14 protein-coding genes are annotated in these 16423 nt (G+C 67.3%); 6 read left to right on the forward strand and 8 right to left on the reverse strand.

Translation table 11 applies throughout. The annotated features are described in order from the left end of the window. Window positions 1-42: 42 nt before the first annotated feature. From lepA to ACYQR9_RS03030, 5 genes are all read right to left on the reverse strand, one after another. Window positions 43-1848: a translation elongation factor 4 gene (gene lepA, locus ACYQR9_RS03010; RefSeq protein ID WP_056422367.1), complete on the reverse strand. Its 1806-nt coding sequence runs from the start codon at window positions 1846-1848 to the stop codon at window positions 43-45. Window positions 1849-2043: 195 nt separating this feature from the next. Next, the gene (locus ACYQR9_RS03015) at window positions 2044-2304 is read right to left on the reverse strand and encodes a type II toxin-antitoxin system HicB family antitoxin (protein WP_311275787.1); all 261 of its coding nucleotides are present in this window, start codon (window positions 2302-2304) and stop codon (window positions 2044-2046) included. Beyond that, window positions 2301-2630, reverse strand: a complete 330-nt coding sequence (locus ACYQR9_RS03020; protein WP_461228639.1) for a BrnA antitoxin family protein — start codon at window positions 2628-2630, stop codon at window positions 2301-2303. The genes ACYQR9_RS03015 and ACYQR9_RS03020 overlap by 4 nt, the downstream gene beginning before the upstream one ends. A 524-nt stretch (window positions 2631-3154) precedes the next feature. Continuing rightward, a complete protein-coding gene (locus tag ACYQR9_RS03025) occupies window positions 3155-6103 on the reverse strand; it encodes a response regulator (RefSeq protein ID WP_461229723.1) in 2949 nt (982 codons plus the stop codon). Window positions 6104-6265: 162 nt separating this feature from the next. Next, entirely contained in the window at window positions 6266-7102 is an 837-nt protein-coding gene (locus tag ACYQR9_RS03030; RefSeq protein WP_461228640.1) for a HugZ family pyridoxamine 5'-phosphate oxidase, read from the reverse strand. A gap of 338 nt (window positions 7103-7440) precedes the next feature. Between ACYQR9_RS03030 and ACYQR9_RS03035 the strand changes: the two genes are divergently transcribed. The 5 genes from ACYQR9_RS03035 to ACYQR9_RS03055 all read left to right on the forward strand — a co-directional run bounded on the left by ACYQR9_RS03035 (window position 7441) and on the right by ACYQR9_RS03055 (window position 11635). After that, on the forward strand, window positions 7441-8151 hold the full coding sequence (locus ACYQR9_RS03035; RefSeq protein ID WP_018046124.1) for a response regulator transcription factor: 711 nt from the start codon (window positions 7441-7443) through the stop codon (window positions 8149-8151). A 168-nt stretch (window positions 8152-8319) separates the two neighbouring features. After that, window positions 8320-10077, forward strand: coding sequence for a sensor histidine kinase (locus ACYQR9_RS03040; protein ID WP_056422374.1), 1758 nt, complete (start codon window positions 8320-8322; stop codon window positions 10075-10077). A 12-nt stretch (window positions 10078-10089) separates the two neighbouring features. Then, the gene (locus ACYQR9_RS03045; RefSeq protein WP_461228641.1) at window positions 10090-10614 is read left to right on the forward strand and encodes an HPr kinase/phosphorylase; all 525 of its coding nucleotides are present in this window, start codon (window positions 10090-10092) and stop codon (window positions 10612-10614) included. A 123-nt stretch (window positions 10615-10737) separates the two neighbouring features. After that, entirely contained in the window at window positions 10738-11139 is a 402-nt protein-coding gene (locus ACYQR9_RS03050; protein ID WP_026597351.1) for a PTS sugar transporter subunit IIA, read from the forward strand. Between the two features lie 172 nt (window positions 11140-11311). Further along, window positions 11312-11635, forward strand: coding sequence for an HPr family phosphocarrier protein (locus ACYQR9_RS03055; protein WP_207412194.1), 324 nt, complete (start codon window positions 11312-11314; stop codon window positions 11633-11635). Between the two features lie 96 nt (window positions 11636-11731). On the opposite strand, the gene ACYQR9_RS03060 is transcribed toward ACYQR9_RS03055, so the two are convergent. The 3 genes from ACYQR9_RS03060 to ACYQR9_RS03070 all read right to left on the reverse strand — a co-directional run bounded on the left by ACYQR9_RS03060 (window position 11732) and on the right by ACYQR9_RS03070 (window position 15398). Beyond that, window positions 11732-12586 carry a GNAT family N-acetyltransferase gene (locus tag ACYQR9_RS03060; protein ID WP_311275780.1) on the reverse strand — a complete coding sequence of 285 codons (855 nt, stop codon included), beginning with the start codon at window positions 12584-12586 and terminating at the stop codon, window positions 11732-11734. A 138-nt stretch (window positions 12587-12724) separates the two neighbouring features. Beyond that, entirely contained in the window at window positions 12725-13843 is a 1119-nt protein-coding gene (locus tag ACYQR9_RS03065; protein ID WP_461228642.1) for a CobW family GTP-binding protein, read from the reverse strand. 31 nt (window positions 13844-13874) lie between these two features. Further along, window positions 13875-15398, reverse strand: coding sequence for a D-alanyl-D-alanine carboxypeptidase family protein (locus ACYQR9_RS03070; RefSeq protein WP_461228643.1), 1524 nt, complete (start codon window positions 15396-15398; stop codon window positions 13875-13877). A gap of 382 nt (window positions 15399-15780) precedes the next feature. Here ACYQR9_RS03070 and queE point away from each other — a divergent pair, with 382 nt between their 5' ends. Then, window positions 15781-16413, forward strand: a complete 633-nt coding sequence (queE, locus tag ACYQR9_RS03075; RefSeq protein WP_461228644.1) for a 7-carboxy-7-deazaguanine synthase — start codon at window positions 15781-15783, stop codon at window positions 16411-16413. The last annotated feature ends 10 nt before the right edge of the window (window positions 16414-16423 follow it).

Genomic DNA, 16423 nt, shown 5'->3' on the forward strand with positions numbered 1-16423 from the left:
ACCTGGGGTTGAAAATAGACGGTGCCCCACCTCCGGCCTTCCTCAATCGTCCATCTTCAGCGCGGCGATGAACGCCTCCTGCGGAATCTCCACGCGGCCGAACTGGCGCATCTTCTTCTTGCCCTCCTTCTGCTTGTCGAGGAGCTTGCGCTTGCGCGAGATGTCGCCGCCGTAGCACTTGGCGGTCACGTCCTTGGAGAGGGCCTTGATGGTCTCGCGGGCGATGATCTTGCCGCCGAGCGCCGCCTGGACCGGGATCTGGAACAGGTGGCGGGGGATCAGGTCCTTCAGCTTCTCGCACATGGCCCGGCCGCGATGCTCGGCGCGGCTGCGGTGGACCAGCATCGAGAGGGCGTCCACCGGCTCGGCATTGACGAGGATCGACATCTTCACGAGGTCGCCCTCCCGGTAATCCGAGATGTGGTAGTCGAACGAGGCGTAGCCCTTCGAGATCGATTTCAGGCGGTCGTAGAAGTCGAACACCACCTCGTTCAAGGGCAGGTCGTACACCACCATGGCGCGCTTGCCGACGTAGTTGAGGTCGACCTGGGTGCCGCGCCGGTCTTGGCAGAGCTTGAGCACGCCCCCGAGATACTCGTCGGGCGTGAGGATGGTGGCGCGGATCCACGGCTCCTCGATGGCGGTGATCTTCATCACGTCCGGCATGTCGGCCGGGTTGTGCAATTCCTTGATCGTCCCGTCGGTCATCTGCAGGCGATAGACCACGGAAGGGGCCGTGGAGATCAGGTCGAGGTTGAACTCGCGCTCCAGACGCTCCTGGATGATCTCGAGATGCAGCAGCCCGAGGAAGCCGCAGCGGAAGCCGAAGCCGAGCGCCGCCGAGGTCTCCATCTCGTAGGAGAAGCTCGCATCGTTGAGGCGCAGCTTGCTCATGGCGCTGCGCAGGGTCTCGAACTCGGCGGCATCCACCGGGAAGAGCCCGCAGAACACCACGGACTGCACGTCCTTGAAGCCCGGCAGCATCTCCTTGCAGGGGCGCTTGTCTTCCGTGAGCGTGTCGCCCACGCGGGTATCGGCGACCTCCTTGATCGAGCCGGTGAAGAAGCCGACCTCGCCGGGGCCGAGCTCGCCGATATCGGCCATCTTCGGCCGGAACACGCCGATCTTGTCGACGCCGTGCACGGCGTCGGCCCGCATCATGCGGATGTTCATGCCCTTCTTGAGCACGCCGTCGACGATGCGCACCAGCACGACGACGCCGAGATAGACGTCGTACCAGCTGTCCACCAGCAGGGCCTTGAGGGGGGCGTCGCGGTCGCCCTTGGGCGGCGGCAGGCGCTTGACGATGGCCTCCAGCACCGCCTCGATGTTGAGGCCGCTCTTCGCCGAGATCGCCACCGCCTCGGAGGCGTCGATGCCAATCACTTCCTCGATCTGGGCACGGATGCGCTCGGGCTCGGCGGCCGGCAGGTCGATCTTGTTGAGGACGGGCACGATCTCGTGGTTGGCGTCGAGCGCCTGGTAGACGTTGGCCAGCGTCTGCGCCTCGACGCCCTGGGACGCGTCCACCACCAGCAGCGAGCCCTCGCAGGCCGCGAGCGAGCGCGAGACCTCGTAGGCAAAGTCGACGTGGCCGGGGGTGTCCATCAGGTTGAGGACGTAGTTCTTGCCGTCCTCCGCCTTGTATTCGAGGCGCACGGTCTGCGCCTTGATGGTGATGCCGCGCTCTTTCTCGATGTCCATGGAGTCGAGCATCTGCTCGCTCATGTCACGGAGCGCCACCGTGCCGGTGGTCTGAATCAACCGATCCGCCAGCGTCGACTTGCCGTGGTCGATATGCGCGACGATGGAAAAATTACGGATGTTGTCGATGGGGACGGTGGTCATCGAGGGGTCTGTCTCCGGCGCGGTCGCGGTCCGTCGGCGTAAGGACGGGCCCGGCGCACGGCTTTTCGGTGTGTGGACGCGTGTCGGGAGATAGCAGTGTGGCCCCGGCACGCCAAGCGGAGCCGCGTCAGCACGTGGTCGCGCCCCTCGGCTCCGGGTGCGGCGGGTCTCATAACAGCCGACGGTGAGGCGACGTCATCGTCGTCTGGTAGAGACGACGTCCCGTAAGGCGACACGCTCGGTCTCCTCCGGAGTCCCCTCGTTTGGCGGCGGCATAGGAAGGCCCCAGCGCTCATGCCCCCGCCGGACGGCCAACAGGGCCTCGCCCATTTCATGCAATGCCTCCTCGCGGGTCGCCCCCCAGGCGATCGCTTCCGGCACGGCAGAGCAATAGGCGTGGAGCGCGCCGTCCTCCTCTCGGCGAAGCTCCACCGAATAGATCCGTTCGCCCGTCATCGCGCCAAGTCTCCTGTACCCCTCGCCGAGTCTCCCGCGTCCCTCGCGAGGGCTTCGTGCATCCGCGTCTGCCAGCCCGCGCCGCTCGCCTTGTAGGCGTCGAGCACGGCGGGATCGACGCGGAGCGTCAGGTTCGCCTTGGGGGACTCAACGGGCGGCCGGCCGCGCCCACGCTTCGTCATGAGTTTGAAAATCTCCGGTGCCCCTTCCTTGAGAGGCTTGAGTTCGGCGAGTTCGGCGTCGGTCATCGAGGGCGAGTCGGACACCTCGTCCCAGTCCTCCTGGGAGAAGCTGACGCCCTCAGGCTTGGGATCGACGATCGTCATAGGTCGTCCTCTCCGTCGTATCCGACTGGATTCACCCATCTGCTCGACGGCTGTTCTTCCATCCAGGAGGGCGCGACAGGCCCCCTCTCCTGGAAGGCAGGGCTATGGCATATGCCAATTTGCTTGTCAGAAACCCGCTGGCACCACCCCGTCATCCCGGGTCCGCGCAGCGGAGCCCGGGATCCAGAAACACGAGTGGTGCAGGACTTTACACTGTCAGCGGCTCTGGATGTCACGCCTCTGGCGCGGCCCTCCGGGTCCGGGCTCGCCTGTGGCGACCCGGAATGACGGTGTGGTGTCATATGCGATCGCCCCGCCTGGAAGGAGAGGGGACCCGCGCATCCCGCAAAATGTGTGAATATCGTCGCCTTCGTATCTGCGGGGCGAATGCTGACGATATCGAACGTCCCTCTCTCGCGGGGGCAATACGATGACGACGACGAGAGTGTCGTTCCACTCGCCGATCAATAGGTAGCGGGAGCGACCGGTAAAGCACGACGGCGCAGCGGAGGGCGCGCGCAGCCTTACAGCAAAGCCACCGTTTGGCGGATCTCGGGCATGGTCGGCCCCGTGATCTCGTGGACCATGCGGTTCATCAGGTCGCGGGCGACGCGGCATCGCCCCTCGGCCTCGTCGCGCGCGGCACCGGGGGAAAGCGCGGCGAGGGTCCGGTAGGCCTTGGCGAGGTCGCGGAATCCGGTCCTGTCGGCCTCGGCGGCGAGTGATTCCGCATTGGCCGCGCCCGGGTCCACCGCGGAATGGTCGAGGCGCCTGACGAAGGCGCGCACCGCCTCACGGGCCGCCTCCTCGCCGATCTCGGCGATCAGGGCGTCGAAAGCCGCCCGGTCGAAGATCGGCGGTCGTTCCGGCATCGGCATGCTCTCGTCCCGCTCCCGCAGCACGATGGACGAGATCTGCTCGGCCACCGCCCGCGACAGGGTCGGGAGATCGAACGGCTTGCCGAGATAGCCGTTGGCGCCGGCTCCCGTGAGGTCGCGGACCCGATCCGGCATCAGGTTGGCGCTCATGGCCACGATCGGCACCCGACGCGCCGGGTGCTGCAGGGAGCGGATGCGCCGGATGGCCGTGGTCCCGTCCATTCCGGGCAGCGACACATCCATGAGGACGAGGTCGTAGGCGCTGGCCTGGACCGCGCGGATGCCCGCCTCTCCGTCGGCGACCATGTCGACGCTGTAGCCCAGACGATGCAGCATCGCATGGACGACCTCCCGGTTGATCGGGTTGTCCTCCACCACGAGGATGCGGCCCGCCCCGGTCGCGGCTGGGCTGGGGGCCGGGGCGGCGTCTGTCAGGACGAGCGCCGGCGCCAGGGAGAGGGAGAATCGATAAGCCGCCGCCTCGCCCAGCGGTGTGCTCCGGTCGATGCGCCCGCCCCCCATCAGGCCGACGAGGCGCTGGGCGATGATGAAACCGAGGCCGCTGCCATCGAGAGCCACGGTGCGGGACGCGGCCTGTTCCGGGTCTTCGTTGGCCTCGGCGGTGACGGAGACGCGCCAGCGCTCGACGGGCTCGCCGCCGCGCGGACCCTGCAGCGCGAGCGTGACGTTGCCCCGGCGCAGCGTGCCGATGGCGTCCTGGAGCAGATTGAGGAGGATCTGCCTCAGGCGGCGCTCGTCGCCGAGGACGTGGCGGGAGCCTTCGCAGGTGACGGTCACGTCGATCGCGACACCCCTCGCCTCGGCCATGGGCCGCACCAGATCGGCGGCCCCGCTCACCAGGGCGGGGAGGTCGAGGGAGACCCTGTCGAGGCGAAGCTCGCCTTCCCCGGCCCGGGCATAGTCGAGGACGTCGTCCACCGTGCCGATGAGGGAATCGGTGGCCGCCCCGACGAGGGCGAGATAGCGGACCTGCTCGGTCGAGAGCCCGGTCGTGTGCGCGAGGAGGTCGGTGAAGCCCTTGATCGTCGTCAGGGGGGTCCGGATCTCGTGGCTCACGAGACCCATGAACTCGGATTTAGCCCGGCTCGCATTCTCGGCCTTGGCCTGGGCCAGTTCGGCGGCGTCGCGGGCCATGCGCAGTTCGTCGGCCTGATCCTGCCGCTTCGTCACGTCCCGCAGGGTGGAGATCACGTTGGGGTCCCCCGGCTCCGCCGAGGTGAGAAGGTCGTTGACCGCCTCGATCCAGATGCAGCGGCCATCCGCATGGCGCATCCGGAACAGGGAGACGATGCTCGGCCGGTCGGGGCCGAGGCGGGCATCCGCGGCCGAGAAGGCGGCCAGGTCGTCGGGGTGCATGCGCGCGCGCGGATCGAAATCCGGCCCTTCCGTACCGAACAGCGCCGCGCCGGAGGGCGACACATAGGCGATGCGCCAATCGGCATGGCGCAGGATGACGACGTCGGTCATGGTCTCGGCGAGGAGCTGGTAATGCGCCTGGCTCGCCGCGAGCTCACGACCGCGCTCGGCCACCCGGACCTCCAGGAGGGCATTGGCCTCCGCGATGGTGGCGCGCTGCTCGGCCGAGACGCGGGCTGCCGTCACGAGGGCCAGGCCGATCTGGTTCACCTCGCGGATCTGGCTGGAGGGCGGCTCGACGGTCTCGCCCCGCCCGATCGCCTTGACGGCCCGCCGCAGCGCTCGCACCGCCTTCGCCACCTGACGGGCATAAAGCCAGGCGACGATCCCGCCGCTGCCCAGCAGCGCGAAGGCGAGGAGGGACAGGATCACGAGGGACCGCCGCAGGGGAACCTCGAACGCGTCCCGGTCCAGCCCGGTCACCACCGTCCAGTCGGAGACGCCGGAGCGATGGCGGAACTCCATGACGCTCGCTTCCGCCTTCTCCCAATCCTCCAGCAGCTGGAGCTTCGACATGGGTGGAAACGGGCTGCCGGCCGGCGATGCGGACGGTTTCGGCACATCGCTCGTTCGCGCGATCACGTGTTGCGCGCCATCGACGAAGACGGCCGCGAACGAATCGTCGATCGCCGCCTGGGCGATCAGCGGGGCGAAGTGATCCACCCGCACGGCGACGGAGACGTACATGTCCGGTGGGCCGCCGCGCAGGACCGGGGCGCAGATCAGGATGATGTCGGCCCCGGTCACCGCGCTCTTGACGGCCGACGAGATGACCGGAAGCCGGGTGGCGAGCAGCGCCGCGACGATGTCGGGCCGGGGAGAGGTCGGCATGGACTGACCGGCGGGCACACGCGTATTCACGATGTGACGGCCGTCGAAGCGGGTGAGGGACACGGTGAACTCGGTGGTGTCCACCAGCGCCCGGCCCTGGGCGTCGAACCGCGCCCAATCCTGGGCGTCGATGGAGGGCGAGGTCGCCAGGGTCCTGGCCATCGCGCTCATCTCGGAGAGATCGCGGTCGAGGCGCTCGCGGAGGTGGTCTCCGGTGAGCTGCCCCATCGTCTGCAGGCGAGCGCGTTCCGCCGCGACATACCAATCCGTGGTGGTGACGGTGAGCACCATGAGAGGGAGCGCGATGGCCAGGGCAAAGACCATCATGGTCGCCACGGCCGAGTGTTGCCTCCGCTCTCTGCCTCCGATCACCGCTCGCCACCCTGCCGATGGGCGTCCCGACGGGAGGCCTGCCTCGCCTCACCTAAATGCGGAGTCGTTTCGATTGCGTAGCGGCAGGCCCGTCGCTTGCGTGGCGGAAGGCCCGGTTCAACCGCCGCTCGGAACCGGGCCGCGATCCTCCTCCGCGCCGCGGGCCTTCGCGGCCATCTCCACCAGGACCTTGCGCAGGCTGCCCATGTCGGTGACCGGCGCGGGGTAGCGGATGCGCGCGGTCCGGTCGCCGGCCAGGAGGTCCATCCCCTCGGGATCGAGGCCGGTCAGGCGCCAGGGTCCGTCGCCGCCGCCCTCGCCCTTGGCGTAGAGGGCGAGGGCGTCGGCATGGTCGGCATTCATGTGCTCCACCGCCCCGCGCTCGCCGGCGATCAGGGCCTCGGCCCCCGACAGGTCGAGGCGGAGTTCGGCGGGCGTCAGCGTGGCCGCCTTGGCAAAGCCCCCGTTGAGATGCCCGGCGCTGGGTTCGAGGGCGAAGAAGCCGAAATCGGGGAAGTCCGCATAGAGCTTCGCCTTCGGGTGGCGGGCGACGAAGCGCTCGCGGATGCGCGGCTCCGTGGTCCGGCTGACGCGGCCGGTGACGGTGAGGCGGGGATGGGCCAGGGGATCGCCCTTGCCGCCGGCGCTGAACAGCAGCGACGCGCGGGGATCGGCCAGGAGGTTGCGCGTATGGGCCGAGAGGCGCGAGAGCAGCATCAGGGGCGTGCCGTCCACATCCGTGGCGATCGTCACCAGCGAGGCGAAGGGCGTCCCGTCCTGGGCGTCGAGGCTCGCCAGCGCCCCGGAGCGGATGCTGCGCAAGAGATGCCGGGCGAGGCCGATCGCATCGAACGGGGACTCGGAGGCCGGGAGCGGTGCGGCGGGCCCCCGCCGCTGCGGCGGTGCCTCTCCCGCCTCGCCCCGACCCTCTTCGATCCGGTTTCCGTCAGCCATGGTGCACCCTGCCCTCAAGAGGTCTCGGACCGGACTTTTCGACCGCCGGCCTTCATTCAGAATCGCGATGATAGGAGTACTCGGACCGCTTACGCGAGGCCGCCGCACTGCGGCACGACGGCCTCAGTCAAGCGTCAAACCGATCTATCCACCGAGCAAGCTCGCTTTTTTCAACCGAAGTCTTTACACAGCCTGACTCTCCGCGCGAATGCGACCCTGCTTCTCGAATGGTTCGCCAGCGCGTCTTGCCGGCCCTCGTCTTCGGAGGGCGGGATGCGGAGACGACATGAGCGAACTGACGTCCGCGAAGGCCGCATCCGAGCAACAGGGAACGCGAAATGCCCACCATCGCCCTCGTGGACGACGATAGAAACATCCTCACCTCCGTCTCGATCGCCCTCGAGACCGAAGGCTACCGGATCCAGACCTACACCGACGGCGCCTCGGCCCTTGACGGGCTGAAACACTCCCCGCCCGACCTCGCGATCTTCGACATCAAGATGCCGCGCATGGACGGGATGGAGCTGCTGCGCCGCCTGCGCCAGAAATCCGACCTGCCGGTGATCTTCCTCACCTCGAAGGACGAGGAGATCGACGAATTGTTCGGCCTCAAGATGGGCGCCGACGACTTCATCCATAAGCCGTTCTCGCAGCGCCTCCTGGTGGAGCGGGTGAAGGCCGTGCTGCGCCGCTTCGCCCCCAAGGACGGGCCGGGCGCTGCCGCGCGCGAGGCCGATGCCGCCGCCCGCTCCCTGGAGCGCGGCCTGCTGATGATGGACCCGGAGCGGCACACCTGCACCTGGAAGGGCGAGGCCGTCACCCTCACGGTGACCGAGTTCCTCATCCTGCAGGCCCTGGCCCACCGGCCCGGCGTCGTGAAGAGCCGCAACGCCCTCATGGATGCGGCCTATGACGACCAGGTCTACGTCGACGACCGCACCATCGACAGCCACATCAAGCGCCTGCGCAAGAAGTTCAAAGTGGTCGACACCAATTTCGACATGATCGAAACCCTGTACGGGGTCGGCTACCGCTTCAAGGAAGGCTGAGCGCGGCGCACGGACGCCGAACTCCCGCCCGCCCGGCACCGCCACGCGCCGCCCGCTCGAACGGACGGGTTTCGCCGTCGCGTGGCGGTGGTTTCGGGCGTTCCGTGGCGGTGCTTTTGCTGCAACGATGGCGCCCATTCCGGGCCGACTCTCCAACCTCGGACGATCGTGGATTCCCAAGACCAAGCCGACGCCCCGCAACGCGGCCTCCTGGCCCTGCCGCGCACGATCTGGCGCGGCATCGGCCAGCGCGCCTCGTCGAGCCTGACCCGCCGGATCGTCGTTCTCAACCTCGTCGGGCTGATCGCCCTGCTGTTCGGCTTCCTCTACCTGAACCAGTTCCGGCAGGGGCTGATCCAGGCACGGGTGCAGAGCCTGTTGATCCAGGGCGAGATCATCGCCGGTGCGATCTCCTCCTCGGCCTCGGTGGATACCGACGCGATCCGCATCGACCCCGACAAGCTGCTCCAATTGCAGGCCGGGGAAGGTGGTGCAGGCGACGACAACCCCTCCCCGCTCACCTTCTCCCTCAACCCCGAGCGGGTGGCGCCGCTCCTGCGCCGCCTCATTACACCGACGGGCAATCGCGCGCGGGTCTACGACCAGGATGGCGGCCTGCTGTTCGACACCCGCACGCTCTCGGCCCGCGGCGAGATGGGCCGCAGCGACGGCATCGTCGTCAGGAGCAAGCGCAACCTGCTGGAACAGGCCTGGGAATTCATCCAGGCCAAGCTGTTCGGCACCGCTCGGACGCCGGTTCTGGAGGAAGTCGGACCGGCGAGCGGCCACAGTCTGAAGGAAGTCCAGGTCGCCCTCGGCGGCGCCCGCGGCACCCTCGTCCGCCGCAACGAGGCCGGCGAGACGAACGTCTCCGTAGCGGTTCCGATCCTGCGGTCAGGCACAGTCCGGGGCGCCCTGATGCTCTCGACGCAAGGCGGCGACATCGATCGGGTCATCGCCTCCGAGCGGTTCGGCCTGCTCCAAGTGTTCCTCATCGCCGCCTCCGTCATGCTGGTCCTGTCGATCCTGCTGGCCGGAGCCATCGCCGGGCCGGTCCGCCGCCTCGCGGATGCCGCCGAGAAGGTCCGCCTCGGCATCAAGTCGCGGGAAGAAATCCCCGATTTTACCGGCAGGACCGACGAGATCGGCCACCTGTCAGGCGCCCTGCGGGACATGACCCAGGCCCTCTATCGGCGCATCGACGCCATCGAGAGCTTTGCCGCCGATGTCAGTCACGAACTGAAGAACCCCCTCACCTCCCTGCGCAGTGCTGTCGAGACGCTGCCCCTCGCCAAGACCGACGATTCCCGCTCGCGCCTGCTCGCCATCATCCAGCACGACGTGAAGCGCCTCGACCGCCTCATCAGCGACATCTCGGACGCCTCGCGTCTAGACGCGGAACTCGCCCGCGCCGAAGCCCGCAAGGTGGATCTGCACAAGCTGATGACCACGGTGGTCTCCGTCGCCAATGAGCGGCGGCGCCCGAAGGACGCCCTCATCCAGTTCGACGTGGATACGCCCCCCGGCGATGTGGAGGCGCCCTTCATGATCTTCGGGCATGACAGCCGGCTCGGTCAGGTCGTCAACAACCTCCTGGACAACGCCCGCTCGTTCTCGCCCCCGGACGCCAAGGTGCGGGTGGCCCTGCGCCGGGTCCGCGGCGATGTGGAACTGATCGTCGAGGACGAGGGGCCCGGCATCCCGGAACATGCCCTGGAGCGGATCTTCGAGCGCTTCTACACCGACCGGCCGGAGCAGGGGTTCGGCCAGAATTCCGGTCTCGGCCTGTCGATCTCGCGCCAGATCGTCCAGGCCCATCGGGGCACCATCAGGGCGGAAAACCGCCCCGGCCCGGCTGACGAGGAGGGCGAGGCAACGGTGCGCGGCGCGCGGTTCGTCGTGCGCCTTCCCGCCGCTTCCCGCTAGACGAGCCCGCCCGTGGAACGGCCAACTTCCTCGCGGGCTGTCACGATCCACGCCACCTGCCTCGTCATGGGAGAGGCGGGGCTTCTCATCAGGGGCGAATCGGGGGCCGGTAAATCGAGCTTGGCCCTCGCCCTTCTCGACCGGGCTCGGCAGAACGGCTCCTATGCCGCGCTGGTAGGCGACGACCGTATCGGGCTCGATCGGCATCACGACCGCATCGTCGCGCACGGTCATCCGGCCCTGCATGGCCTCATCGAAGTCCGGGGCCTGGGCCTCGCACGCGCACTCCCTCTGGCGGATGCGGCGGTGATCCGGCTCGTCGTCGATCTCGTCGAGACGCTGCCTCGGTTGCCCGAAGCGCCCGTCAATTCCGTCGATCTCATCGGCGTGGCGATTCGCCGAATCATGCTGGACCGCAGCATTCGCGACCGGGGGCTGGCGCCTGGAATCGTCCTCGATACCCTATTGGAGCAGGCGAGCGTTGCCCCATGGACGCACCTCAGCACCGTCTCATGCGAATTCGGCTCTCCCATGTAGCGTGGCGACGACCCACATGACATGATCAGGGGGCTAGGAGGCGTGAGAACGCAACTCTCGTCTTGCGCCCGACCTTGCGCTGCACAAAATGGCGGCTCCCACTGGGTGTCGGAACACGTGTCTATGATTGGAATGGTGCTCGTCACCCACGGGCTGCTCGCCACGGAGTTCAAGGCTGCCCTTGAACATGTGGTCGGTCCGCAAAAGCAGATCGAGACGATCACGATCGGTCCCGAGGACGATATGGAGCTGCGCAGGCTCGACATCGTCTCCGCCGTGGATCGCGTCGATTCCGGTAAAGGCGTCGTCGTGCTCACCGACATGTTCGGCGGGACGCCGTCGAATCTGGCCCTTTCCTGCATGAATGGCGGGACTGTCGAGGTCGTGGCCGGTATCAACCTCCCGATGCTGATCAAGCTTGCCAGCGTGCGCGACGCAGAGCCCCTGGGCGATGCGGTGCTTCATGCCCAGGAAGCGGGTCGTAAGTACATCAACGTCGCGTCTCGCGTCCTCGCCGGCAAATAACACTTCCGCGAGACGATCGGACTTTCCCAAACATCCCTTGTCGGCCTATCAGGCAAGCGTGGCGATTTCGCGCGGCCTTTCCTCGGCGCGGCCGTGCCATCACTGAACGAGGATCGGACCGGTCGCCTCGGGCTTACCGTTGGCGCACCGGCGACAGGGACGGCACAGGCCCATGAGCGACGCTTACGACGATGATGCCGAGGCCGAAGTCCCGGTTCCCGATGGCGGCCACCTGAAGGTTCTCCCGGTCATCAACCGGCGAGGCCTGCATGCGCGGGCCTCGGCCAAGTTCGTGCAGACCGTGGAGAAGTTCGAGGCTGCAGTGACGGTGACGCGCTCCGGCGAAACCGTCGGCGGGCGTTCGATCATGGGGCTGCTCACCCTCGGCGCGGCACAGGGTACCTCGATCACCGTGGTAGCATCGGGCAGCGATGCCGAGGCGTGCCTGGCGGCCATCACAGACCTCCTCGCCAACAAGTTCGGCGAGGACGAATAGGGCCCGCTCCGAGAGACGAACGTCGATTCTCGAGACGATCGACGTCGCGGGTCCCGCCCTCGGCATCAACTGGGCCGGACGATCCGGCGGATCGCGTCAGGCCGCTCGCGCTTCGGCCTGGCGCCACACGATCGAGCCCGGACCGGCGCCGAGGCGCAGGGCTGCCGCGACGATGACGCCGTCCTTGCGGGCGAAATCGACGCTGGTCTGGCGACGCTGGGCGAAGCGCCGCGTGACCACCCTGACCATGGACGAGGCGGACGGATCCGCGACGATGGGGTTTCCAGACACCTGCGCATCGAAAGAGAGATAGGCTTCGACGGCATCGCGAATGCTGCGGGGTTCGGTGATGCGCTCGATCTCAACGCCATCACGGGCCCAAGGTCCGACAAGGCGGATGCCGACTCGATCCCTCGCCGGAACGACCTCCGCAGGCACCGGCTGTGCGAGAAGGGCCGCCTGTTTTGGTGCGGGCGCAGCCGGCGACGGCACCATGATCAGGGTCGAGCGGGGATGGACCGCCTTGATCGCGGCCCGCAACGCGGCTTCGACCTCATCGAGGAAGCCGGGTTCGATGGTGGGGGCGAGAACCGGACCGGGCGGATACCAGGCCTGTACCCGACCATTGCCCCACAGACCGTGCGGCATGGCGAGTGGAATGACGCCGCGCAGGCGAGCGCGCTCGCCCGACCCGCTCCAGGCAAAGGCAAAGACCAAGTCACGGCCGGCGGACTGGTGCACGGCAGCCGTGAGCAGGTAGTCGGGATCCGCGTAGATCGGTTCCGGCCAGCGGATGCGAGTGAGCAACGCACGCCACGCCTCGGCTTCGATCGGCTCCACCAGGTTGGGCCGCCGCAGGTCGATGTGCCACTCCGCCGGTTCCTGATCCGCCCCGATGCCACCCGCCTCTATGAGCAGCCCGCCCTCAATGATGCTCAGCCCCTGTTTCATTCGGCGATCCCGCTACCGCTCCGTCCCGAAACGGGACAGAATTCTTCGCCTCGCGGCGAAGTATGGTATATAGAATCAAATCGAATGCCGCCCGATTATTCCTGAAACGGGACGGTCTTGGCGGAGATTTCTGGTAGATCAGGCCCCTGGGATCGCCAATGGGTTGGCGGTCAGGGCTGCGGCATCGGGCGCGTCAATTCTCGGCCGTCCGAGGAAGGCATCCCATAAGCCGGTGACGAAGGCGGGCTCCAGATCGCGCACGATCAGGACGAGACGCGAGCGATGGTCGTCGTCGGGCCAAGCGGCGAGTTGGACCGGCATGTGGATCACGTGCTGGACACCGTGAACCACCACGGGACGATCCGGCTCGTCGGCAAGCGCGACGAGCCCCTTCAAGCGCAGGAGCTTGGGGCCATGCCCGGACCGCAGCAGGTCGAGGAACATCTCGAAAGCCGCCCGCTTTACCGGCACGTCGCTGGTGAGTGTGAAAGCGCGGATCGCGGCATCGTGCCGGTTCACGTCGTGATGGTGGTGGCTATGATGGGGATCGTGATCCAGGAAGGCTTCAGCGCCGAGCCAGGCCCGGACCTCCTCGCTCTTGCCATCGAGGCCGAAGAACCCGCCAAGCAGATCGGTCGGAGCGATGTCGGGGCCGTGGATCGGCGCCATCGGGTTCACGGCATGAAGCCGGGTGCGTAAGGCTTCGCTGCCACCCGAGAGGAGATCCTCCTTCGCGAGAATGAGCTGGTCGGCTACGGCGACCTGGCGCAGGGCTTCGGGATGAACGTCGAGTGTGGCGGCGCCGTTGATCGCGTCCACAACCGTGACGACCGCCTGCAGCCTGTACCGCATGGCGAGATAGGGGTGATAGATCAGGGCATGGAGGATCGGAGCCGGGTCGGCGAGGCCGGTCGTCTCGATGACGACCCGGCGGAACGGCGCGATCCGTCCGTTGTCGCGTTTGCGCAGCAGATCCTCGAGGGTAGCGATGAGGTCGCCGCGCACGGTGCAGCACAAGCACCCGGCGCCGAGAAGGATCATGTCCTCGTCCACCGTCTCGATCAGCAGGTGATCGAGACCGATCTCGCCGAACTCATTGACGATGACCACGGTGTCCGACAGGGCCGGATCGCGCAGCATGCGATTGAGGAGCGTGGTCTTGCCGGCCCCGAGGAAGCCGGTGAGGACCGTGAGCGGGATCGGCTCGGGACGACGGGAAGCGGTGTCTACCGGAGCGGTCGAGAAAGGATTCGGCATGAACCCGCCCTACCCCGGCAACGCCGCCGGCTCAATCCTCGGCCGAACTGGCAGCGGACGTCTTATTGTTACCGGACGTCCTGGTGGCGCTCTTTGCAGGCTTGACGCCAGGCTTTGCACTGGGCTTGGCCTCAGCCTTCGCCGCGGGCTTATCCGACGTCTTTTGGCCCGGCTTTGCAACGGCTTTTCCAGCAGGCTTTTTCCCGGCCTCAGCCTTGGTCGACGGCTTTCCGCCCCCTGCGATGACAGGCGTCGTTTCCACCGGAGCGTAGGCGCTGGCGCTGGCAGGCACGGCGGCCTTTCCACTCGCAGCCTTTGACTTCGCGTCCGGCCTAGTGAGCCTGGATGCCTCGCGCTTGGCGTTCGCAGCATCGACCTTGGCCTTGCGGAGTTCGGCGAGCTTGGCGGCCTTTTCGGCTTTCTCCGCCTCGGCCTGCTCGTTCAGGGCAATGGCACCTTCGGCCGGATCGCGGCCGATCCAGACCAGGATGGGCTGCAGCGGGGCGCGCGGCGGCAGGGCGCGGCCCTTCATCGAGCCATTGTTCAGCGTCGCGAAGGCCAGGGCCGAGCCCACGGGTGCCGCGGCGGCCAGGATCGAAGCGTTCTCGTTGCCGGCCTGCGAGGCGATGGCCCCCGGCCCTTCATCGACCGGCATCGGCCTACGCTTGTCGCAGATATAGGGACGCATATCCGGCGGCTCGGAGATGGACGAGGATGGCAGCGCATCGAGCGTCTGGGCGGTCCAGCCGGCGGACTGGCTGAACCCGTGGTCGAACAGGTCGGCGGCCTTCAGGTCGCGCTCGCGCGCACTCGGCTGGCCCATCACCACGGTGATGAGACGGCGGCCGTTGCGAGTGGCGCTCGCCACCACGTTGAATCCACCCGCGCAGATGAATCCGGTCTTCATGCCGTCGGCCCCGGCATAGCGCCCGAGCAGGCCGTTATGGTTCGCCATGATCGACTTGCCGAACTGGATGGCGCTGATGGAGAATAGCGCGCGGCTCTCGGGAAAATCGCGGATCAGCGCTCGTCCGAGCACTGCCATGTCGCGGGCCGAAGTCCATTGCCGCGCATCGGGCAGGCCGTTCGGATTGGTCCAGCGGCTTTCATGCATGCCGATTCGGGCGGAAGTCTCGTTCATGATGGCGGCGAAGCCTTCGACCGAGCCGCCGAGATTTTCGCCGATCGCCCAGGCCACGTCGTTCGCCGACTTGACCATGATGATCTTCAGGGCGTTGTCGAGGGTCAGCTTCGTACCCGGCCGGAACCCCATCTTCGAAGGCGGCTCCGCGGCCGCGGCAGGCGAGATCGTGATGAGGGAATCGAGGGAGACCTTACCCTGTCGCACCATGTCCAAGGCGACGTAGGCGGTCATCAGCTTGGTTATGGAGGCGGGGAACCACGGGTCGGTGGCGCCCTGGGCGTAGACGACCTTGCCCGAATCGACCTCGACCACCAGGATAGGCGACGTCACCGCGCCGGCCGCACCTGATCCGAGAAGTCCCGCCGCGACCGCTAGACCAAGGACAACGCGGCTCAACACTCGGTTCGACATCGGGCCTGTCTCGGCTGGGAACGCTCCGACGCCATAACGGCCGGTGCGTCCGGAAAAAGTTAGCGCAACGGCCGAGCTTTGGCGAGGGATGCCAATCGTCGATCGTCCTCTCGACCGTTCCCCATAGGAGGGACCCGGCAACGGTACCAACGCCGTTTCCGTGGCAACAGCATGGCGGCGCAGCCAGGATCATGGTGCGCCGCACGGTTGGCATGAAACGACGTTGCCGTAAGTGCATGGATGCGTTGGGCCTTGCGCCATGGCCTCGGAGCGGCGGTGAGTCTATGGGCTGTCTCACCGCGTTCAGGCGATGAGGATGGCCGCGCGCCATCGCGGGACGGAATTCCATACGGGTTCCACAAGGAGATCGGCCGAGGAATCGATGGCTTACGCGGTCAAGGAACTCTTCCATACCCTTCAGGGTGAAGGGGCCCAAGCGGGCCGCGCCGCGGTGTTCTGCCGGTTCTCCGGCTGCAATCTCTGGTCCGGCCGCGAAGAGGACCGCGCCACGGCCGCCTGCACCTTCTGCGATACGGATTTCATCGGCATGGACGGCGAGGGCGGCGGACGCTTCTCGACGTCGGAGGCTTTGGCCGACGCCATCGCCGCCACCTGGGAGGGCGGCGCCTCCCGTCATTACGTGGTGTTCACTGGCGGCGAACCGTTGCTGCAGCTCGACCCCGCACTTATCGCGGCGGTGCATGCGCGCGGCTTCGAGATCGCGGTGGAGACCAACGGCACCTTGGCGGCCCCCGAGGGGATCGACTGGATCTGCGTGAGCCCGAAGGCGGGCAACGCCCTCGTCCAGACTACGGGCCACGAACTGAAACTCGTCTATCCGCAGGCTGCAGCGATGCCCGATCTGTTTGCCGCCCTCGGCTTCCGCCACCATTGGCTCCAGCCAATGGACGGGCCGGACCGGGTTGCCCATACGCAGGCTGCGGTGGAGTATTGCCGTCGAGACGCGCGCTGGCGGCTGTCGCTCCAGACCCACAAGATCATCGGTATTCCGTAATCCCGAACCG

This window comes from Methylobacterium sp. CM6241, assembly GCF_054817845.1.